Origin of the sequence: Streptomyces sp. NPDC093591, from assembly GCF_044764885.1 — a bacterium.
Classification (GTDB): Bacteria; Actinomycetota; Actinomycetes; order Streptomycetales; family Streptomycetaceae; genus Streptomyces.
Window position 1 is genome coordinate 167353 of record NZ_JBIWIY010000015.1, and the last position, 20529, is coordinate 187881.

Sequence of the window (20529 nt, forward strand, 5' to 3'; positions counted from 1 at the left end):
TGATGCAAGGAAGGAAGGGGGTGTGTCCGGTCGGGCGTGCGACCGGGTGCGAGTGACCCAATTCACTGGCGTCCACAAGAACGGCAAATCGGGCAATGGCTCCAACTCGCCGTTAACCGGCTGTCCGTTGAGTCCGTTTCTCCCATGTCCAGTGGAAAAGCGCCTCTTCGCCCTCCCGGCAGACCACCTCGTTGAAGGTGACGAAACACTCCCGGTCACAGCTGATCTCCGAGCGCGCCCGCACCGTCACGTCCCACGCCGTCTCCGGGCGGTGCAGCCGGATCGACCAGTCCGAGCGGGTGCGGGCCGACAACGGGTCCGACTCGTCGATGGTGTACGTCTCCAGCGCGTCCTCGGTGAACTCCAGACCCTCGGGGTACACGCGACCCTCGGGGTGCACGCGCGTGCCGCCGTACCGGGGGGCGACCTCCAGGCGCCACTCGCCCCTGGCGACGTCCCGGGTCCGGCGGGCGGGCGACGAAGGCGAGCATGGTCGACGCCCACGCGTGCATGTCGACGGCGAGGACGGAACCTCCGAGGTAGTGCACGTCGTTGTCATAGCGATCGTCCGTCGAGCAGACCGTGACGATCGCCTTGAGCGGCTCGGGCGCGAGGGCCGCGATCTGGAGGGAGTTGAAGCCGCCGCAGGAGATGCCGAACATACCGACCCTGCCGTGGCACCAGGGCTGGGCCGCCAGCCAGTTGACCACCTCGACCCCGTCGGCGAGCTCCGTCGCCGGGTACTCGTCCGTCGGCATGCCTCGCTGTTGCCGTGCCCCGGATGTCCACGCGCACGGAGGCGTAGCCGTGGCCGGCGTACCAGGGGTGGCGTTGGTGGTCACGGGGTGCGGTCCAGTCGGTCAGGCGGTACGGCAGGTATTCGAGGAGCGCCGGTACGGGCTCGTCCGTCAGCGGGCGCCACACGCGCGCGTACAGCAGAGTCCCGTCCTGGAGCGGGATCCAGATGTCCTCATGAGTCGCCTCGTGGGGGAAGGGCGTACGGATGTGCATGAGCGGGATCCCCGTCTGGTCGGTGCGCCGGGTGCGTCGTGTCCGGTCGGTGCGTGGGGTGTGCCGTGTCCGGTCGGCGCTCGGGCCGCGTCGTGCCCGGTCCGGGCATGGGGTGCCTCGCTTCCGGTCAGTGCACCGGGTGCATCGTGCGGCGCAGCCAGGGTGCCGCGGCCGTCACGGCCAGCCCGGCGGCCACCGTGATCGCGCCGTCGACGCCGAAGCAGGCGGGCTGGGAGACGTCGTCGTAGAGCTTGACCGTCTGGGCCTGGATGCCGTTCGCGAGGGCCAGGGACAGGAACCAGAGGGACATGGTCTGGCCGCCGAAGGCGGCCGGGGCGAGTTTGCTCGAGGCCGACGTGCCGGAGGTCTCCAGGAGGATGTCGCCGAGGCCGGGCAGCAGGTACGAACCGACGGTCCACCAGACGGACATGAGGTGGTCGCCGGAGGAGTGGCCGGGCGGCCCCGAGGTCGGCAGCGCCATCAGCAGGAAGCACAGGCCGCCGAGTACGGCCCCGACCGCGATCTTGTTGGAGGCGTGCGGCTGTCTGTGCCCCATCCGGACCCACAGCGCGGCGACGAGCGGCGCGAGGGCGACCTCGAAGGCGCCCAGGGCGGAGGCGGACCAGCCGGCCGGGAAGCCGAAGCCGAGGATCGACGTCTCGGCGTCCGTCGAGGCCGGCAGCATCATCGTCGAGTACGCCTGGAAGAGAATGAAGTTGAAGACCGTCGAGGCGAGGAAGAGGACGACGTACGGGCGGAGGCGACCGCGTTCCTCGGGGGGCACGCGCGGGCCGACGAACATCACCGCCAAGTGGACGGCCGGGGCGATCACCGAGACGAGGGTGAGCAGGTCGACGAAGCGGTCCATGGTGAGCGGGCCGGCGGCGGCGAGGAGGACGGCGACCGCGGCGGTGGCGACGAGGCCTGTGGCGATCAGGCGGATCGCGCGGCGCATGGCCTGCGGGGGCAGCGCGAACTCGGCGGTGTGCTTGCGTCCGGCCAGGTGGCGCCGGCCGACGACGTACTGGGTCAGGCCGAACGGCATGCCGATCGCGGCCGCCGAGAAACCCCGGTGCCGGCCCCCGTGGTCGCCGAGCCAGCCGGTGATCAGCGGGCCCGCGAAGGCGCCGATGTCGATCGCCGTGTAGGAGAGGGCGAAGCCGGCGTCCCGGCGGTCGCCATCGGTGCGGTACCGCTTGCCGACCATGGTGGCGACGTTGGGCTTGAGCAGACCCGTGCCCGCGCTGATCAGGCCGAGGCCGGCCCAGGTCATGCCCGCGGTCGGCACCGCCATGGCGTAGTGGCCGCAGGCGATGAGGATGCCGCCCCACAGCACCGCGCGGTACGAGCCGAGGACGCGGTCGGCGAGCCGGCTGCCGGCGACGGAGACCAGATAGACGAGGGTGCCGTAGGCGGGGGAGGCGGGGGAGGCGGGGGAGGCGGGGGAGGCGGGGGAGGCGGGGGAGGCGGCGGAGACGGAGGCGGCGGATCCGGGCGACATGCCCAGACCGCCGTGGGCGACCGTGTCGGCGAAGTACAGCACGAGGATGGCCTGCATGCCGAGGAACGAGAGGCGCTCCCAGACCTCCAGGCCGGAGAGCGTGAGCAGGCCTCTGGGCCGGCCGAAGAAGGCGTGGTCGGAGCGGGGCGGGGGGCTGCCCTCGGGCTCGATGTCGACTTCGGTTCGGGACGCAGGCCGCTACTTCCCTATAAGTCGATGGATATCCGGCCTTATCACGCGATCAAAAACATACCGGTCGTGATCCAATACCGCCCATGGTGGACGGGTGGGCGGCATCGGTGATCGAAACGTGACCGGATACGCTGACTTGAGTGATGGCAGCGACCTATCGACAAACCGTGTAACCGCCAGAAGACACCAGCAGACAGGAGACCCCTCGTGACCGTCGTCGGGCCGTTCGGGCTGAGCGTGCGGGACCAGGCTCTGGAAGCCGATGTCCAGGCCGGATTGGCGGCTGTCGAGGAGGGATTGCTCGAAGCCACCAAGAGTGAGGTCCCCTTTATCACCGAGGCCGCCCAGCATCTGGTGCGGGCGGGTGGAAAGCGGTTCCGGCCGTTGCTCGTGATGCTCACTGCCCAGTTCGGGGACCCCTATGCGCCGGGGGTCGTGCCCTCGGCGGTGGTGGTGGAGCTGACCCATCTGGCGACGCTGTACCACGACGACGTGATGGACGAGGCGGCGGTACGGCGGGGCGTCGAGAGCGCGAACACCCGCTGGGGGAACTCGGTCGCCGTCCTGACCGGGGACTTCCTGTTCGCTCGCGCCTCGCACATCCTGGCCGACCTCGGGCCCGAGGCGGTGCGGGTGCAGGCCGAGGCGTTCGAGCGGCTGGTCACCGGGCAGATCCTGGAGACCGCGGGGCCGCAGGACGGGCGGGATCCCGTGGAGCACTACCTCGATGTGCTGAGCGGGAAGACCGGGTCGCTGGTGGCGGTGTCGTGCCGGTTCGGGGCGATGATGTCGGGCGCCGACGAGACCGTGGTCGATGTGCTGACCCAGTACGGGGAGCGGCTGGGGGTTGCCTTCCAGCTGGCGGACGACGTGCTGGACATCGCCAGTGACTCCCATGAGTCCGGGAAGACGCCGGGAACGGATCTCCGGGAGGGGATTCCTACGCTGCCGGTGCTGCGGTTGCGGGAGCGGGCCGAGCGGCTGGGGCTGGCGGAGGACATCGCGCTGTGCGAGTTGCTGGACTCCGATCTGAGCGACGACGCGCGGCTCGCGGAGGCATTGGCTCAGCTTCGGGCGCATCCGGCGTTGGAGCAGGCTCGGCGGGACACGGTGCGGTATGCGGAGGATGCGCGGGCCGCGTTGGCGCCGTTGCCGGACATTGATGCCAAGGCCGCGTTGATGGAGTTGTGCGACGCGGTGGTGCATCGGGCCGGGTAGGTTTTCGCCCCCGCCGCCCCTCCCGTCCCATCCTGAAGGGGCTCCGCCCCCTCGACCCCGGCCAGGGGGCTCGGCCCCTGGACCCCCATCGGCCTGAACGGCCCCGTCCTCAAACGCCGGACGGGCTGGAATGCCTGGGGCCCACGGGAGATCGCCTCCCCTCTGTAAGAGCCTGATCGTCACCGTGGATGGCCCCGCCCTCCTCAATGCCCCGCAGGCCGAGCCGAGTTCCGGGAGCGGGGCTTCGGCCGGCGGGAGCTCAGGGCCGTCCTCGGCGACCGTGTCCCCCCAACTCCGGTGCGCCCCGGTGCAACCACGTCTTCCCCGTCCGACCCCTACGGGTCGGGGGAGGTGCCGCCTCTCTGTGTCATACCGCAGGTGTACGCGGAGTTGGCTCCGAAGACTGACGAATCTTGCCGGCCGATTTGGTCAGATGGACACCACGGAAATCACCACTCCTCACCGATTCGGGTGAGAATGGCGGCTCAGGGGTGGACGAGTGCGGGGTCGAGAGACTCACGGGCGAGGAAACGAGACGGACAGCCGCCGCCGACGACGGAGGTAAGGCACACATGGCACCGTACGCATCGGACGACAGTACGACCGCCGGGGAGGTCGACGACCTGCGCGCCGGACGGCGCAAGGCCGCGCGGTACGTCGTCCCGGTCGCGGTCGTGGGAGTCGCGGCGGCGACCATCGGGCTCGTCCCGGCGATCGCCGACTCCGGCGACCCGGACCTGCCGGAGATCACCGCGCAGCAACTCATCGAGAAGATCGCCCAGTCGGACGTACAGCAGCTGTCCGGCACTTTCAAGATCACCACCGATCTGGGGCTGCCCGACCTCGGCGGACTGGAGTCGAGCCTCGCGTCCGGCGCCATGGGCTCGGGCTCGGGCGACGGATCGTCCGCCGACCCATCCGCCAAGCTCACCGAGCTGGCGTCCGGCACGCACACCCTGCGCGTCGCCCTCGACGGCGAGGACAAGCAGAAGCTCTCCCTGCTGGAGAACGCCTCCGAGTACAGCCTCATCCACAACGGCAAGGACATCTGGGGCTACGACAGCAAGTCGAACGAGGTCTTCCACGGCACCGCCGATGTGCCGCAGGCAGGGCAGGGCCAGGGGAAGGACAAGGGGAAGGGCGAGCAGGGCAAGCTCGAAGAGATGCCCGCCACCCCCAAGGACCTCACCGAGGAAGCCCTGAAGGCGGTGGACGACACCACCTCCGTCACCGTCGACGGCACCGCGCAGGTCGCCGGCCGGGACGCGTACCGGCTGCTCATCAAGCCGAAGCAGTCCGGGACCACCGTCGGTGCGATCACCGTGGCCGTGGACGCCAAGACCGGAATGCCGCTGAAGTTCACGCTGACCCCGTCGAGCGGCGGCGCGGCAGTGATCGACGCGGGCTTCACCAAGGTCAGCTTCGCCAAGCCGGCCGCCTCCACCTTCGACTTCACCCCGCCCAAGGGGGCGAAGGTCACCGAGCAGGGCGAGCTGGAAGAGGCCGCTCCGAAGCACGGCGGCACCAAGTCCGAGGACGAGTTCCGCAAGGAGCTCGAGAAGGAGTTCGGTGGCTCGAAGTCCGAGGGCAAGTCGGGTGAGCCGGGCAAGGCGGCCGAGGGCGGTCCCGAGGTCATAGGCGAGGGCTGGAACTCCGTGGCCGTCTTCGACACCGGCGGCGAGGGGATCCCCTCCGGCGCCGAGGCCGGCGGCGACATGGGCGGCTTCCTCGACTCCCTGGGCGACAAGGTCACCGGGAAGTTCGGCTCGGGGACGGTCTTCAAGACCCGCCTGATCAACGCGCTGATCACGGACGACGGCAAGGTCTACGTGGGCGCTGTCGACAAGGATGCGCTCGTGAAGGCGGCGGACTCGGCGAAGTAGGCCGCAAGCAACCGCCGTACGGGCACGTACGCGTTCGTACGCACGTACACACATGCGTGCCCGTATGCGCACCACGAGTCGAGGAGCCTGAGGAGCCCTATGGAGGGACTGCCCGCCGCGGAAGCCGACGGGATGGATCAGGGCGGCCGAACCAACCGGGCCAACCGGGTCGAGCAGGCCGGTCAGGGCGAGCAGGCCGGCCAAGGCGGTCGGGCCGAGCCGGTCGCTCCGGCCGAGCGGGGCGACCGGGTCGAGCGGGCCGCCCCGGCCGACCAGGTGGACCAGGCCGCCCAGGCCGACGACGTCGGTACGGTGATCACCACCCGTGCGCTCACCAAGCGCTACCGCGGCGGGCAGCTCGCCGTGGACGGCCTCGATCTGACCGTCCCCGCGGGCAGTGTCTTCGGGTTCCTCGGTCCGAACGGCTCCGGCAAGACCACCACCATCCGCATGCTGATGGGGCTCATCGAGCCCACCTCCGGTACCGCGCGCGTGCTCGGGCAGCCCATGCCGCGGTCCGCGCGCGCCGTACTGCCGCACGTCGGCGCGCTCATCGAGGGGCCCGCCCTGTACGGCTTCCTCTCCGGCCGCGACAACCTCCTCCGCTACGACGCCGCCGACCCGACCGCCGATCCGCGCACTCGGCGCGCACGCGTCGCGGCCGCGCTGGACCGGGTGGGCCTGACGGCCGCCGCGGGCAAGAAGGCCAAGGCGTACTCGCTCGGCATGAAGCAGCGGCTGGGGCTCGCGGCCGCGCTGCTCCAGCCGCGCAGGCTGCTCGTTCTCGACGAGCCGACCAACGGCCTCGACCCACAGGGGATGCGCGAAATTCGTTCCCTGATAAGGGAGTTGGCGTCCGACGGCACGACCGTCTTCCTCTCCTCCCACCTCCTCGACGAGATCGAGCAGGTCTGTACGCACGCGGCGGTGATGGCGCAGGGCCGGCTGATCACCCAGGGCGCGGTGGCGGAGCTGGCGGCCGGGATGCGCGGTCGGCTCGTCGTGACCACGCCCGACACCGGGGACGCGGCCCGGGTGCTGAAGGAGCAGGGAGCCGCGGACGTCGTCATCGTCGACGACCGGGTGACCGCCGAACCTCCGGATGGTGATCTCGCCGACGTCAACGCGGCGTTGGTGACCGCCGGTGTGCGGGTGCGTGGCTTCGGTGTCGAACGGGCCTCGCTGGAGGACGCGTTCGTGGCACTCACGGGGGAGGGGTTCGATGTCGCAGGCTGAAGCCGTCCGGCAGAGCGGTGAGATCGCGGGCGCCCGAAAGGCCAGTCCCCTGTGGACCTTCGGTCTCCTGCGCAGCGAACTGCTGACCACCTTCCGGCGCTGGCGCACCCTCGCCCTGCTCGCCGTCCTGGCCGCCGTGCCGATCCTGGTCGGGGTCGCCGTGAAGATCGAGACGAGCGACGGCGGGCCCGGCGGCCCCGGCGGGGGTGGCGGCGGCCCGGCGTTCATCTCGCAGATCACCAACAACGGCCTGTTCCTGGTCTTCACCGCACTGGCCGCGACGCTCCCGTTCTTCCTGCCGATGGCGATCGGCGTCATCGCGGGCGACGCGATAGCGGGCGAGGCCAACGCCGGCACCCTGCGCTATCTCCTCGTCGCCCCCGCCGGACGCTCGCGCCTGCTCCTCACCAAGTACGCGACCACGATGGCCTTCTGCCTGGTGGCCACCCTCGTGGTCGCGGTCTCGGCGCTCGCGGTCGGGGCGTTGCTCTTCCCGCTCGGCGACCTGACGACCATCTCCGGCACCCGCATCAGCTTCGCCGAGGGCCTGGGCCGCGCCCTGCTGATCGCCCTGGTCGTCGCCGCGTCGCTCATAGGCGTGGCGGCCCTCGGCCTGTTCGTGTCGACGCTGACCAGCAGCGGCATCGCGGCGATGGCGACGACCGTCGGTCTGCTGATCACCGTCCAGATCCTCGACCAGATACCCCAGCTGCACGCGATCCAGCCGTACTTCTTCTCGCACTACTGGCTGTCCTTCGCCGACCTCATGCGCGACCCCGTCTACTGGGACGACCTGGTCAAGAACCTCGGCGTCCAGGCCCTGTACGCCGGGGTGTTCGGCTCGGCGGCATGGGCGCGGTTCACGGCGAAGGACATCACGGCCTGAGCGACGCCGGCGACGCTCAGTCGGCCTCGTACGGGAAGCGGGCGAGCGGGGCCTCCTGTGCGAAGAACGTCTTGGCGCGCGCCAGTGCCTCCGTGTCGTTCAGCACGTCGCCGCGCTTGCTCCCGTTGCCGAACAGGACGCCGCCGAAGCGCATCCCCAAGTACGCGGCCGAGTTGTTGAGCGTGCCGACGAGCGGGTCGGCCACCTCGGTCTCCTGGTGCGCGAGCGCGGTGACGCCCCACAGGGTGCGCCCGGCCAGCGTCGCCTTGAAGTCGATGCCGGGGGTGCGCAGCCAGCCCGACCAGTAGTCCAGGTAGCGCTTGGTGAGACCGGACACCGAGTACCAGTACAGCGGCGAGGCGATCACGATGTCGGTGGCGGCGAGCGTGGCGTCGAGCAGCAGCCCCGGAGTGCTCCCGGTGGCAGGGCGCACATGGTCGCTGTCGCGCCGAAGGTCCACGAAGTCCGGCAGCGGGTGCTCGGCGAGACTGATCCACTGCTGCTCGACGCTCTCAGGAAGCTGCTCGGCGGCCGCGCGGGCCAGGAGCTCGGTGTTGCCCTCACTGCGGCTGCTGCCCAGGACGAACAGGAAACGGCGGGTCATGGGATCCCCCAGATGGTCGGCGTACGGCAATTACTCGCACATGCATTATATGTATACGCAAGTATCTGTCCAGGGCCCACCGTCTCAGTCGTACGCCTCCGCCCTCCGCGCCACTTCCAGCAGCAGCCCCTCCTGCCCGTGCGCCGCCACCACCTGCAGCCCGACCGGACACCCGTCGGGCCCGAACCCCGCCGGGACGCTGATCGCCGGATGCCCGCTCAGGTTGAACGCCCAGGTGAGCGCGGTGGAGTACCGCTCGCCGGGGCCTTCGTGGCCGTGCGGCGGGGTCGGGGCGGTCGGCGTCAACAGCAGCCGGACGCCGGAGAAGAGGGCGGCCAGGCGTCGGTTGTTCGCGGCTCGGATGCGGTGGGCCGGCGAGGGGTCGGCGCCCGGGGTTCGCAGGGCGAGCCATGCCGGGGCCGGGTCGTCGAGGCGGAGCCCAGTCCGTGGGCGTACGAGTCGTATCGCCCCCGCCTCGGCGAGCCGTACGGCCGCGGAGTGGGCGACGGCGACGACGTCCGGGTCGGGGGAGGCGAAGCCGAGGTCGGGGGACCACGCGGCGGTCGGGGCGTCGTACGCGCCGGGCACCGCGTCCGTCCCGTCGCCCGGCGCCGCTGCCCGTTCTGCCCTCGACATGACGGCCCAGTACGCCGCCACATCCTCCGCGGACCGCGCCAGCGCGCCCGGCGCCATGAGCCCCGTACGGTCGGCGGACGGCAACCGCCCGTTGCCGGCCTTCAGCCCGACGACCCCGCACCACGCCGCCGGAATCCTGACCGACCCGGCGCCGTCGCTCCCGGTCGCCAGCGGAACCAGCCCTGCCGCCACCGCCGCCGCGGAACCGGCGGAGGAGCCGCCCGGCGTGCGGTCGTAACGCCAGGGGTTGACCGTACGGCCGTACCGGCCAAGTCCCCAGGTCTGCCAGGGAGTTCCCGGCCCCGGCACCGATGTCGCCCCCACCGCCACGCACCCCGCCGCGAGCAGCGGACCCGCCGCACGCACTCCATGCCGCCCCTTGACCCCGATCGGCACGCCGGCCAAGGGCAGCCGCTCACCTGCGGCGACTCGTGCGTCCACCTCCCGGGCCCGCTGGAGCGCCTCGCCGCCCCACACCTCGATGAAGGCGCACAGGACGGGATCGGCCCGCTCGATCCGCTCGAGCGCCGACGCGACGACATCGACGGCACGCAGGGTTCGCGAGCGTACGGCCGAGGCGATGTCCACGACGGACGGAGCGGGAGCCTCGGGCCCGGGATCAGGGGCGGAGCCGGGACCAGGGTCGGAGCTGGGACCAGGGTCGGAGCCGGTCGCGGGAGTCATGGGGTGATTGTCAGTCAGGTCGCACTCAGCGGAAGCGACCGGTCAGCGCCCCGTCAGCGACCGGTCAGCCGTGCCAACGCCTCGGTCTCCCGAGGCGGCTGTCCGCTCAGGTGGCCGAGCCGCCACGCGGGCACCCACGGCACCCGGTACACGTCGATGACCGATTCGATCATCTTGACGCGCTCGGCGAGCGGCCGCGGAAGCCGTCCCGGGGCGTCCGCGACGAGAACGACGGCATCGAGATCGAGCCCGTGCGGGGCCTCCCCGCGCCGGAAGACATCGAGGGCGTTGAGGGCGGCGGCCAGCCCGGCCGCATGTGTACGGGCGACCAGCAGCACCGACGGCGGATCGGCGGGCCCGGGCCAGGCGCGCCCGCAGTCGTGACCGCCGTACACCGCGGCGAGCGTGGAGACACCGGCCCCGCCGTGCGTGCCGATCCAGGAGAAGCGGCGGGGCGTGGTGGCGGAAGGGGAGGGCGGCGGCGGTTCTTCCGGCAGGGCCACGGGCCCGCGGATCCAGATCTCCGGCCCCGGTTCCGGCCGCCCCTGCTGCACGTGCATGTCAGTCCGCATGCCCGCACTCCTCCCTCGTCACGCCACTGATCTTCGCGTCAGGCATGAGAACGCTGTGACGTGGCACAAGCTCCTGGAACGAGTCTGTGACGCCCCGGTGACGTCCGCGCCGCGCGCGGCCGGAGAGACTCGACAGTACGTATACGACGTGTATGACGTGTATGACGTGTACGACCGGACCGGACCTTGACGCCGGGGAAGCGGAGCCCGACGGCGGGAGGGAGCACCATGGATCCCGAACGTGCCGTCCGCGCACTCCCCGGCGCATGCGAGTGAGGGAAGCGATGTCTCTACTGAGCCGCGCGAAGAAGCGGGAACAGAAACGCGCCGCGGCCACGGCGGCCCCCGCGGCAGCGCCGATCGACGTGCGCGTCCCCGCCGTCGGTCCGGGCGCCGGCGGCGCGTCGATCGGCGGCATCCCCGTCACCGCGGCCCCGGGCGAGGAGATCCAGCAGGCCGTCCTCACCCACCTCCAGCGCATCGCCCTCGCTGCCGGACACGCCGTGCACGCCACGGTGCACGACGAGCGCATCGGCTACGTCGTCCCGCTGCGGGTGGACGCGGACGGCTCCAGCCACCTCACCGCCGAGCCCGTACGGACGGCTTCGCCGGGGGATGCCGTACCACTGACTGCGGAGCCGCCCGCGCCGTCCACACCACCCGCCCCGGACGCGACACCGCACCGGGACAAACCCACGCATGTCCTACGCCCCCTGCCAAGCGCTGTGCAGGATGACGCCTCGCCCACATTCCGGTTGTGCGCGCTGCCCGAGCCGGTGAGGGACGCCGTGCCCGGCGTGGTCGCGCCGCCGCTGGGGGAGTTCGGCCCACCGCCCCTGATGGACGCGAGGCCACTGCCGGGCGGCGTACCGCAAAGCGGCCCGCCCCAGGGCGTCGTACGGGAAACCGCCCCACCGCGGACCGCCGTACCGCAAGCCGACGAACCCGTCCCCCTCTTCGTCTCCGACCCCGACCCCGAGCCCGCCCCACCCCGCGGCTTCGACGCCGTCGCCGAAGCCGTCCTAGGGGCAGGGGCACCCACCACCGACGCCTCACCCTTCGCGGAACCGTTGGCGCGGATCAACGAGGCCGTGGCGTCCGGGCGGACGGCGGAGGCGGCGGACCTCGCGGAGCGGACCGTGGCGGAGGCGTCCGCGGTGCTGGGGCCGGCGCATGCCGAGGTGCTCCGGATGCGCGAACTCGCCGCGTACGCCGCCTACCTGGCCGGCGACCCGGTGCACGCGTTCGGACTCTCCCTGGCCGTGGCCCGGGCCCACCACCGCAACACCCGCGACGCGGAGGCGGCGTACAGCAGTCTTCAGGGCGCGGCCACGGCCTGGCGGGCCGTGCGGGATCCGGCGCAGGGGCTCGACCTGGGCCGGGACCTGCTCGGCCTGTGGGCCGAGCTCATGGCCGAGGGCGGTCCGGCCGCCGAGGACGTCGAGGAGCTGGAGTCGGCCCGCGCCCGCATGGACCGCCTCACCGCCCGAGCCGCCAAGCCAGCCGAACCGCCCGCCAGTTGAGGAGGTCGTGCGTTACTCCGACAGCTCCCACACCGCGTGCGCGACGGCATCGCTGTTCCGGTTGAGCGCGGTGTCGTTGATGTTGGACGTGGTGTCGCAGGACGAGTGGTAGCAGCGGTCGAAGGCCTGCCCCGACGTACCGCCCCACTTGGCCGCCTGCGCCGCGGTCTTCGCACGGCTCGCCCCCGTGAACAGCCCGCCCACCGGCACGCCCGCGCTCTTGAACGGCGCGTGGTCGGAGCGGCCGTCGCCCTCGGTCTCGATCTCGGTCGGGACGCCCAGGCCGGCGTAGTAGTCCTTGAAGGTCTTCTCGATCGCGGGGTCGTCGTCGTAGACGAAGTAGCCGGGGTTCGGCGAGCCGATCATGTCGAAGTTCAGATAGCCGCTGATCTTCGCTCGGTTGGCGGAGGAGAGGTTGTTGACGTAGTAGCGGGAGCCGACGAGGCCCAGCTCCTCCGCGCCCCACCAGGCGAACCGCAGATGCTTGGTGGGCTGGTAGCCGGCGCGTGACACGGCGAGCGCGGTCTCCAGGACCGCCGCCGAGCCGGAGCCGTTGTCGTTGATGCCGGCGCCGGAGGAGACGCTGTCGAGGTGCGAGCCGGCCATGACGACCTGGTTGGTGTCGCCGCCGGGCCAGTCGGCGATCAGGTTGTAGCCGGTACGGCCGGAGGACGTGAACTGCTGGATGGCCGTGGTGTATCCGGCGGCGTCCAGCTTGGCCTTCACGTAGTCGAGGGAGGCCTTGTAGCCGGAGCGGCCGTGGGCGCGGTTGCCGCCGTTGGCGGTGGCGATGGACTGCAGCTGGGTGAGGTGGGCCTTGACGTTCGCGACGGGTATGTCGGGTGCGGCGGCGGCCTCGACGTCGGCCTCGGTCGCCGCGTCGGCTATGGATCCGCTGGTCAGGAGCGTGGCGGTCGCGACTGCGGCGGCCGCCGACGCGCGCCAGGAGACGGGGAGCTTCATGTGGGGGGCTCCGAATTCCAGGGGGACCCCCGTGGGGTGGCCACAGGGGACCCACAGTGAATGGGGTGCCTGGATGGTGGGGGTGAGCCTGACTCTCCGTCAAGAGCGGTATCCGGACGTGGAGTTCGGATAGGGAAAACCCTGCGTTCCGCTCACTGCACGCAGAACTCGTTCCCCTCCGGATCCGTCATCACCACCCACTCCCCGCCCGGCTCCTTCACCTGCCGCAGCACGCTCGCCCCGAGTGCCTCCAGCCGTTCGACCTCACGCTCGCGCTCCCCGGCCGGCGCGTGCAGATCGAGATGGAGCCGGTTCTTGACGGTCTTCGCCTCCGGCACACGCTGGAACAGCAGCCGCCGCCCCCGCCCGGTTCCGCTCTCCGGGTCGTACGGGTCGTCCGGATGCCGTACGGCCACCAGATCCCGGAAGGCCAGGCGGGCGTGGAACTCGACGACGGCCTCCCGCGGCACCGCGCCGAGCTCCAGCAGCCGCTCGATGAGGGCGTTGTTGTCCTCGACCTCGTAGTGCAGGGCGGCGGCCCAGAAGTCGGCCTGCGACTGGGGGTTGGCGGAGTCGACGACGAGCTTCCAGTGGAGCGGGGCGGGGGAGGACGCGGGGGTGGGCGTGGATTCGGGTGCCTGAGTCATGCGACCACTCAACGGGGTGCGTGAGCGGGGTGGCAACGGGAATCGCCGGTCATGTGCCCGTGATACCGGCGATACAGGTGATGTCTCCATGCCGGCCCGGGCATTCCAGCCCGTCCGGCGTTCGAGGACGAGGCACGTTCAGGGCCGAAGCGGGGGTCCGGGGGCGGCAGCCCCCGGATCAGGCGTCCACCGCGGCGGACTTCGGCGTTTCGAGCGACGGTGCGCTGAACTCGGCCGACCGGCTCCTGCGCGCGGAGCGCCACGCATCCGCCGTGAGCAACGTCAACGCCAGCCACACCAGCGCGAACCCGGCCCACCGCTCGGCCGGCATCGCCTCGTGGAAGTACAGGATGCCGAGCAGGAACTGGAACACCGGCGCCAGGTACTGCAGCAGCCCCAGCGTCGACAACGGCACCCGTATCGCGGCCGCGCCGAAGCAGACGAGCGGCAACGCGGTCACGATGCCGGTGGCCGCGAGCAGCGCCGCATGGCCGGGCCCCTCCGACGTGAACGTCGACTCCCCGCGCACCGTCAGCCACGCCAGATACCCCACGGCGGGCAGGAACTGGATCGCGGTCTCCGCGGCCAGCGACTCGACCCCGCCGAGATTGACCTTCTTCTTCACCAACCCGTACGTGGCGAAGGAGAAGGCGAGGACCAGAGAGATCCACGGGGGCCGCCCATACCCGATGGTCAGCACGACCACGGCCGCGAAGCCGACCCCGACCGCCGCCCACTGCACCGGCCGCAGCCGCTCCTTCAGCAGCAGCACGCCGATCGCGATGGTGACCAGCGGATTGATGAAGTACCCGAGCGACGCCTCGACGACATGGCCCGTGTTCACGGACCAGATGTACAGGCCCCAGTTGACGGTGATCACACCGGCGGCCACGGCGACGAGCGCCAGCCGCCGCGGTTGCCGTATCAGCTCACCCGCCCAGGCCCAGCGCCGTACGAAGACCAGCGCGATCGCCACGAAGACGAGGGACCAGGCCATCCGGTGGGCGAGGATCTCGACCGCCCCGGCAGGCTTCAGCAGGGGCCAGAAGAGGGGAACGAGCCCCCACATCCCGTACGCCGCGAAGCCGTTCAGCACCCCTATGTGCCGCTCACCGCCCGACTTCCCCGTCACGGCCCCTCCTTCATGCCCTCACCCGGCCGTGCTGTTACGACGGCTCGCACGAAGGTAACGCCGAAAGCCCCCGCGTGTCATGCCCGTATCGCTATACGGTCATGACACGCGGGGGGTGGAGCACTCGACGCGCGCCCAGCGGGGTACTCAAGGCGCACGGAGCGGAGCGCCCAAGGCGCTCTCGGCGGAGGTCAGCCCTTGACCGCGGCCGCGATCGCGTCGGCGATCGGAGTGGTCGGACGGCCGGCCAGGCGGGACAGGTCCCCGCTGTCGACGACCAGCTCACCCTTCTCGATGCTGGTGTCCACGCCGGCCAGGATCGCAGGGAGCGGCTCGGGCAGCCCGGCGCCGGCCAGGATGCCGACGAGGTCCTCGGCGGAGACGGCGTTGTTGGCGATCTCCTTGCCGCTCTGCCGGCTCAGCTCGGCGGCGTACTCGGCGAAGCTCCACGCGACGTCGCCGCCCAGCTCGTACGTCTTGTTCTCGTGCCCCTCGCCGGTCAGTACGGCCACGGCGGCGGCCGCGTAGTCGGCGCGGGCGGCGGAGGAGACGCGGCCCTCGCCGGCGGCGTGGGTGACGGCGTTGTACTGAAGGACCGGGTCGAGGTTCTCGGTGTAGTTCTCGTGGTACCAGCCGTTGCGCAGCAGCACGTACGGCAGGCCGGACGCCAGGAGCGCCTTCTCGGTGCCGCGGTGGTCGTCGGCGAGCGCGGCCGTGAGGCTGCCGGGGGCGCTGGTGTAGGCGAGGAGCGCGACGCCGGCGGTCTTGGCGGCGTTGATGACGACCTGGTGCTGGCCGACGCGGTCGTTGCCGACCTCGCTGCCGGATATGAGCAGGACCTTGTCGCCGGCCGAGAACAGCGCCTCGAAGGTGTCGGGGGTGTTGTAGTCGGCGACCGCGATCTTCACGCCGCGCTCGGCCAGGTCGGCGGCCTTCTCGGGGCTGCGGACGACGGCGGTGACCTGGTCGGCCGGAACCTTCTCCAGTAGCTGCTCCACGACGTGGCGGCCCAGGTTTCCGGTGGCTCCGGTGACGACGATGCTCATGATCAGAACTCCTTGTGGGGTGCGTTGGCACTAACCCTAGGAGGTGCGCTAACTATGCGAAAGTACCCACTTTGAAGTAAGGTACTGGCATGGCAGTAAGTAATGGCGAAGAGATGTGCCCCCACCGCCTGGTCCTGGAGCACGTCACCAGCCGCTGGGGCGTCCTCGTGCTGATCGAACTCCTGGAACGCCCCTCCCGCTTCAGCGAACTGCGCCGCGCGATCGGCCGGGTCAGCGAGAAGATGCTCACCCAGACCCTCCAGACCCTGGAACGCGACGGCCTGGTCCACCGCGACGCGAAGCCGGTGATCCCCCCGAGGGTCGACTACTCCCTGACCGACCTGGGCCGTGAGGCGGCGCAGCAGGTACGGGGGCTGGCGCTGTGGACCAATGAGCGGATGGGCGAGGTGCACAAGGCACGCGAGGCGTACGACGCGCGCAAGGCCGAGTCCCGTACCTGAAGGTGAGGGCCCGGTGCCGTACGGCACCGGGCCCTCAACCGCGTTCCGGACGCGCCGGTCAGCCCACCACTGTCCAGGTGTCCCCACCCGCCAGCAGCGCGGCCAGATCCCCCTTGCCGTTCTGCTCGATCGCCGTGTCCAGCTGGTCGGCCATCTGGGTGTCGTAGACCGGCCGCTCCACCGAGCGGAACACGCCGATCGGTGTGTGGTGCAGGGTGTCCGGGTCGGCCAGGCGGGACAGGGCGAAGGCCGTGGTCGGGGACGCGGAGTGGGCGTCGTGGACCAGGATCTGCGACTCGTTCTCCGGCGTCACCGTCACCACCTGCAGGTCACCGGTCTGCGCGTCGCGCACGACGCCCCGTGAGCCGTCGGCGCCGAAGCGGATCGGCTGCCCGTGTTCCAGGCGGATCACCGCCTCCTCGGCCTGCCGCTTGTCCTTGAGGACCTCGAAGGCGCCGTCGTTGAAGATGTTGCAGTTCTGGTAGATCTCGATCAGCGCCGTCCCCTGGTGGGCGGACGCCTCGCGCAGGACCTGGGTGAGGTGCTTGCGGTCGGAGTCGATCGTGCGCGCCACGAAGGACGCCTCCGCGCCGATCGCCAGCGAGACCGGGTTGAAGGGCGCGTCCAGCGAGCCCATCGGTGTCGACTTGGTGATCTTGCCGACCTCGGAGGTGGGGGAGTACTGGCCCTTCGTCAGGCCGTAGATCCGGTTGTTGAACAGGAGGATCTTGAGGTTGACGTTGCGTCGCAGGGCGTGGATCAGGTGGTTGCCGCCGATCGACAGCGCGTCACCGTCACCGGTCACCACCCACACGCTCAGGTCGCGCCGCGAGGTGGCCAGGCCCGTCGCGATCGCGGGGGCGCGGCCGTGGATGGAGTGCATGCCGTACGTGTTCATGTAGTACGGGAAGCGGGACGAGCAGCCGATGCCCGAGACGAAGACGATGTTCTCCTTGGCCAGACCCAGCTCCGGCATGAAGCCCTGGACGGCCGCGAGGATCGCGTAGTCACCGCAACCGGGGCACCAGCGCACTTCCTGATCGGACTTGAAGTCCTTCATGGACTGGCGTGCCTCGGCCTTGGGGACGAGCGAGAGCGCCTCGATCGTGCCCGTGCCTTCCGTGGACGTCTCAGCCATCGATGGCCTCCTTGAGCGCCTTGGCGAGCTGTTCCGCCTTGAACGGCATGCCGTTGACCTGGTTGTACGAGTGCGCGTCCACCAGGTACTTCGCCCGGATCAGGGTGGCGAGCTGGCCGAGGTTCATCTCGGGGATCACCACCTTCTCGTAGCGTCCGAGTACCACGCCCAGGTTGCGCGGGAACGGATTCAGGTGACGCAGATGCGCCTGCGCGATCGACTCGCCGGCCGTACGCAGGCGGCGGACCGCCGCGGTGATCGGGCCGTACGTCGACCCCCAGCCCAGCACCAGCGTCTTCGCCTCGTGCGGGTCGTCGACCTCGAGGTCCGGCACTTCGATGCCGTCGATCTTGGCCTGGCGGGTGCGGACCATGAAGTCGTGGTTGGCCGGGGCGTAGGAGATGTTGCCCGTGCCGTCCTCCTTCTCGATGCCGCCGATCCGGTGCTCCAGGCCCGGCGTGCCCGGGATCGCCCACGGCCGGGCGAGGGTCTGCGGGTCGCGCTTGTACGGCCAGAAGACCTCGCTGCCGTCCTCCAGGGTGTGGTTCGGCCCCTGCGCGAACTGGACGGTCAGGTCCGGCAGCTCGTCCACCTCCGGGATGCGCCAGGGCTCGGAGCCGTTGGCCAGGTAGCCGTCGGAGAGCAGCATCACCGGAGTGCGGTACGTCAACGCGATCCGCGCCGCCTCCAGGGCCGCGTCGAAGCAGTCGGCCGGCGTGCGCGGGGCGACGATCGGCACCGGGGCCTCGCCGTTGCGGCCGAACATCGCCTGGAGCAGGTCCGCCTGCTCGGTCTTGGTCGGCAGGCCGGTCGAGGGCCCGCCGCGCTGGATGTCGATCACCAGCAGCGGCAGCTCCAGCGAGACGGCCAGCCCGATGGTCTCGGACTTCAGGGCCACACCCGGGCCGGAGGTCGTGGTCACCGCGAGCGAGCCGCCGAAGGCCGCCCCCAGTGCCGCGCCGATGCCGGCGATCTCGTCCTCGGCCTGGAAGGTCCGCACGCCGAAGTTCTTGTGCCGGCTCAGCTCGTGCAGGATGTCCGAGGCCGGGGTGATCGGGTACGAGCCCAGGAACAGCGGCAGGTCCGCCTGTCGGGACGCGGCGACCAGTCCGTAGGACAGGGCGAGGTTCCCGGAGATGTTCCGGTAGGTACCGACCGGGAAGGCCGTCGTCGCCGGGGCGATCTCGTAGGAGACGGCGAAGTCCTCGGTCGTCTCGCCGAAGTTCCAGCCCGCGCGGAAGGCGGCGATGTTGGCGGCCGCGATGTCGGGTTTCTTGGCGAACTTCGACTTCAGGAACTTCTCGGTGCCCTCGGTCGGCCGGTGGTACATCCACGACAGCAGGCCCAGCGCGAACATGTTCTTGCTGCGCTCGGCCTCCTTGCGGGTGAGGTCGAACTCCTTCAGCGCCTCCACCGTCAGCGTCGTCAGCGGCACCGGATGGAGGCTGTAGCCGTCCAGCGACCCGTCCTCCAGTGGTGAGGCGTCGTAGCCCACCTTCTGCATCGCCCGTCTGGTGAACTCGTCCGTGTTGACGATGATCTCCGCGCCGCGTGGCAGATCGCCGATGTTGGCCTTCAGGGCCGCCGGGTTCATCGCGACCAGCACGTTCGGTGCGTCGCCCGGGGTCAGGATGTCGTGGTCGGCGAAGTGCAGCTGGAAGGAGGAAACGCCCGGCAGGGTCCCTGCGGGGGCGCGGATCTCCGCCGGGAAGTTCGGCAGTGTCGACAGGTCGTTGCCGAAGGACGCCGTTTCGGAGGTGAAGCGGTCGCCGGTGAGCTGCATACCGTCGCCCGAGTCCCCCGCGAAACGAATGATCACCCGGTCCAGCCGGCGGACGTCCTTCGTCCCTGCCGGTTTGCGCTGCTCTCCCACGACGGCTTCGTCGGCCTGCTCCGCTGGGCTACTGACCTGGCTGGTCACTGAACTTGACCTCCCTTGATGCGGGTGTCCGGGCATGGCCTTCCCGCAAGCCTTCCCAGGATCAACCCTACGTCCGCAAAGGTCGCCCTCCCCGGGCCATTCGCATGACGGACATCGATTTGAGACGGTTCGCCACCCTGACTTGCCATGATTTACACGCCCCCCGACGTTTCCCCCTGAAGACGCTCCCTGTTCTCTGTTCGGTTGCCGCGTTCGCTCCTGCTCCGTTGGGGCCGCGGGAGTGATCGCCCGCGGCGGTCATCGGCAGTGGGCCCCCGCAGGGTCACCCACATGGGTCACCCCCGTGGTCGCCCCCAGTGGTCACCTCCAGGGGCCACCCCCAGCAGGCACCGGCGGTCGCCGACGGCGGTCACCCGGAGCGGTCACCCACTTGACTGACACGGTGTCAGGCCGTCAGGAGTTCAGATAGGTGAGAACCGCGAGGACGCGCCGGTGATCCCCGTCGCTCGGGGACAGCCCGAGCTTGAGGAAGATGTTGCTGACGTGCTTCTCGACGGCGCCGTCGCTCACCACCAGCTGGCGGGCGATCGCGGAGTTTGTCCGCCCCTCGGCCATCAGCCCCAGGACCTCCCGCTCCCGCGGGGTGAGCCCCGCGAGCACGTCCTGCTTGCGGCTGCGGCCCAGCAACTGGGCGACGACCTCCGGATCGAGGGCCGTACCCCCCTGGGCCACCCGCACGACCGCGTCCACGAACTCCCGGACCTCCGCCACCCGGTCCTTGAGCAGATAGCCGACTCCACGGCTGGAACCGGCCAGCAGCTCCGTGGCGTACCGCTCCTCCACGTACTGCGACAGCACGAGTACCCCAAGCCCGGGGTGCGCCTTCCGCAGCTGCACGGCCGCCCGCACCCCTTCGTCGGTGTGCGTCGGCGGCATCCGCACGTCCGCGACCACCACGTCCGGCAGCTCGCCCTGTCCGTCCAGCTCCGTGATGGTCTTGATCAGCGCCTCGCCGTCGCCCACCCCCGCCACGACCTCGTGCCCACGGTCGGTCAACAGCCGGGTCAGCCCCTCCCTGAGCAGCACCGAGTCCTCGGCGATGACCACCCGCACCCTGTCCTCCACGATCCTTGGCCCCCCGAGCCTTGGCATACGGCCGAGCGTGCCCCGGCCCTGTCGTCCCTCGCGACCTCAGTATCCCGCGATCGACTCTCCGCCACCGGGCCTGTGGAAAACCCGCTCGACCGCGTTCGAATCACGCGGGCACGAAGGGGGCGCCTGCGAGGCGCACGCTCGTGAATTGCTCAGGGGGCG

17 protein-coding genes and 1 pseudogene are annotated in these 20529 nt (G+C 70.7%); 6 read left to right on the forward strand and 12 right to left on the reverse strand.

The window, feature by feature from the left end:
• Positions 1–112: 112 nt before the first annotated feature.
• A pseudogene (locus ACIREI_RS29775) lies at positions 113–1011 on the reverse strand (CocE/NonD family hydrolase).
• Positions 1012–1138: 127 nt separating this feature from the next.
• Positions 1139–2683: a peptide MFS transporter gene (locus ACIREI_RS29780; protein WP_403339433.1), complete on the reverse strand. Its 1545-nt coding sequence runs from the start codon at positions 2681–2683 to the stop codon at positions 1139–1141.
• A gap of 228 nt (positions 2684–2911) precedes the next feature.
• Between ACIREI_RS29780 and ACIREI_RS29785 the strand changes: the two genes are divergently transcribed.
• From ACIREI_RS29785 to ACIREI_RS29800, 4 genes are all read left to right on the forward strand, one after another.
• On the forward strand, positions 2912–3922 hold the full coding sequence (locus ACIREI_RS29785; protein WP_403339175.1) for a polyprenyl synthetase family protein: 1011 nt from the start codon (positions 2912–2914) through the stop codon (positions 3920–3922).
• Positions 3923–4494: 572 nt separating this feature from the next.
• Positions 4495–5805, forward strand: coding sequence for an outer membrane lipoprotein carrier protein LolA (locus ACIREI_RS29790; RefSeq protein WP_403339178.1), 1311 nt, complete (start codon positions 4495–4497; stop codon positions 5803–5805).
• 99 nt (positions 5806–5904) lie between these two features.
• A complete protein-coding gene (locus ACIREI_RS29795) occupies positions 5905–7041 on the forward strand; it encodes an ABC transporter ATP-binding protein (protein WP_403339181.1) in 1137 nt (378 codons plus the stop codon).
• Positions 7028–7927, forward strand: a complete 900-nt coding sequence (locus ACIREI_RS29800) for an ABC transporter permease (RefSeq protein WP_403339183.1) — start codon at positions 7028–7030, stop codon at positions 7925–7927. Before ACIREI_RS29795 ends, ACIREI_RS29800 begins: the two co-directional genes overlap by 14 nt.
• A 16-nt stretch (positions 7928–7943) precedes the next feature.
• Here ACIREI_RS29800 and ACIREI_RS29805 read toward each other — a convergent pair whose 3' ends face one another.
• From ACIREI_RS29805 to ACIREI_RS29815, 3 genes are all read right to left on the reverse strand, one after another.
• Positions 7944–8531, reverse strand: coding sequence for a flavodoxin family protein (locus tag ACIREI_RS29805; protein WP_403339186.1), 588 nt, complete (start codon positions 8529–8531; stop codon positions 7944–7946).
• Between the two features lie 84 nt (positions 8532–8615).
• A complete protein-coding gene (locus ACIREI_RS29810; protein ID WP_403339189.1) occupies positions 8616–9851 on the reverse strand; it encodes an amidase in 1236 nt (411 codons plus the stop codon).
• A gap of 53 nt (positions 9852–9904) precedes the next feature.
• Positions 9905–10423: a DUF6668 family protein gene (locus ACIREI_RS29815; protein WP_403339191.1), complete on the reverse strand. Its 519-nt coding sequence runs from the start codon at positions 10421–10423 to the stop codon at positions 9905–9907.
• Positions 10424–10707: 284 nt separating this feature from the next.
• Between ACIREI_RS29815 and ACIREI_RS29820 the strand changes: the two genes are divergently transcribed.
• Positions 10708–11946, forward strand: a complete 1239-nt coding sequence (locus ACIREI_RS29820; RefSeq protein ID WP_403339194.1) for a tetratricopeptide repeat protein — start codon at positions 10708–10710, stop codon at positions 11944–11946.
• A gap of 12 nt (positions 11947–11958) precedes the next feature.
• Here the strand turns inward: ACIREI_RS29820 and ACIREI_RS29825 are convergent, their stop codons facing one another.
• From ACIREI_RS29825 to ACIREI_RS29840, 4 genes are all read right to left on the reverse strand, one after another.
• A complete protein-coding gene (locus ACIREI_RS29825) occupies positions 11959–12909 on the reverse strand; it encodes a M28 family metallopeptidase (protein WP_403339197.1) in 951 nt (316 codons plus the stop codon).
• A 152-nt stretch (positions 12910–13061) separates the two neighbouring features.
• Positions 13062–13556: a VOC family protein gene (locus ACIREI_RS29830; RefSeq protein WP_403339200.1), complete on the reverse strand. Its 495-nt coding sequence runs from the start codon at positions 13554–13556 to the stop codon at positions 13062–13064.
• A gap of 178 nt (positions 13557–13734) precedes the next feature.
• Positions 13735–14688, reverse strand: a complete 954-nt coding sequence (rarD, locus tag ACIREI_RS29835) for an EamA family transporter RarD (protein WP_403339203.1) — start codon at positions 14686–14688, stop codon at positions 13735–13737.
• A 191-nt stretch (positions 14689–14879) separates the two neighbouring features.
• Positions 14880–15734 carry an SDR family oxidoreductase gene (locus ACIREI_RS29840; RefSeq protein ID WP_403339206.1) on the reverse strand — a complete coding sequence of 285 codons (855 nt, stop codon included), beginning with the start codon at positions 15732–15734 and terminating at the stop codon, positions 14880–14882.
• An 89-nt stretch (positions 15735–15823) separates the two neighbouring features.
• Between ACIREI_RS29840 and ACIREI_RS29845 the strand changes: the two genes are divergently transcribed.
• Positions 15824–16195, forward strand: a complete 372-nt coding sequence (locus ACIREI_RS29845; protein WP_403339209.1) for a winged helix-turn-helix transcriptional regulator — start codon at positions 15824–15826, stop codon at positions 16193–16195.
• 58 nt (positions 16196–16253) lie between these two features.
• On the opposite strand, the gene ACIREI_RS29850 is transcribed toward ACIREI_RS29845, so the two are convergent.
• From ACIREI_RS29850 to ACIREI_RS29860, 3 genes are all read right to left on the reverse strand, one after another.
• Positions 16254–17333 (reverse strand): 2-oxoacid:ferredoxin oxidoreductase subunit beta, encoded by a 1080-nt coding sequence (locus ACIREI_RS29850; protein WP_403339212.1) that lies wholly within the window; start codon positions 17331–17333, stop codon positions 16254–16256.
• Positions 17326–19254, reverse strand: a complete 1929-nt coding sequence (locus ACIREI_RS29855; RefSeq protein ID WP_403339215.1) for a 2-oxoacid:acceptor oxidoreductase subunit alpha — start codon at positions 19252–19254, stop codon at positions 17326–17328. The genes ACIREI_RS29850 and ACIREI_RS29855 overlap by 8 nt, the downstream gene beginning before the upstream one ends.
• Positions 19255–19668: 414 nt before the next feature.
• Positions 19669–20367: a LuxR C-terminal-related transcriptional regulator gene (locus ACIREI_RS29860; protein ID WP_403339218.1), complete on the reverse strand. Its 699-nt coding sequence runs from the start codon at positions 20365–20367 to the stop codon at positions 19669–19671.
• Positions 20368–20529: the final 162 nt, after the last annotated feature.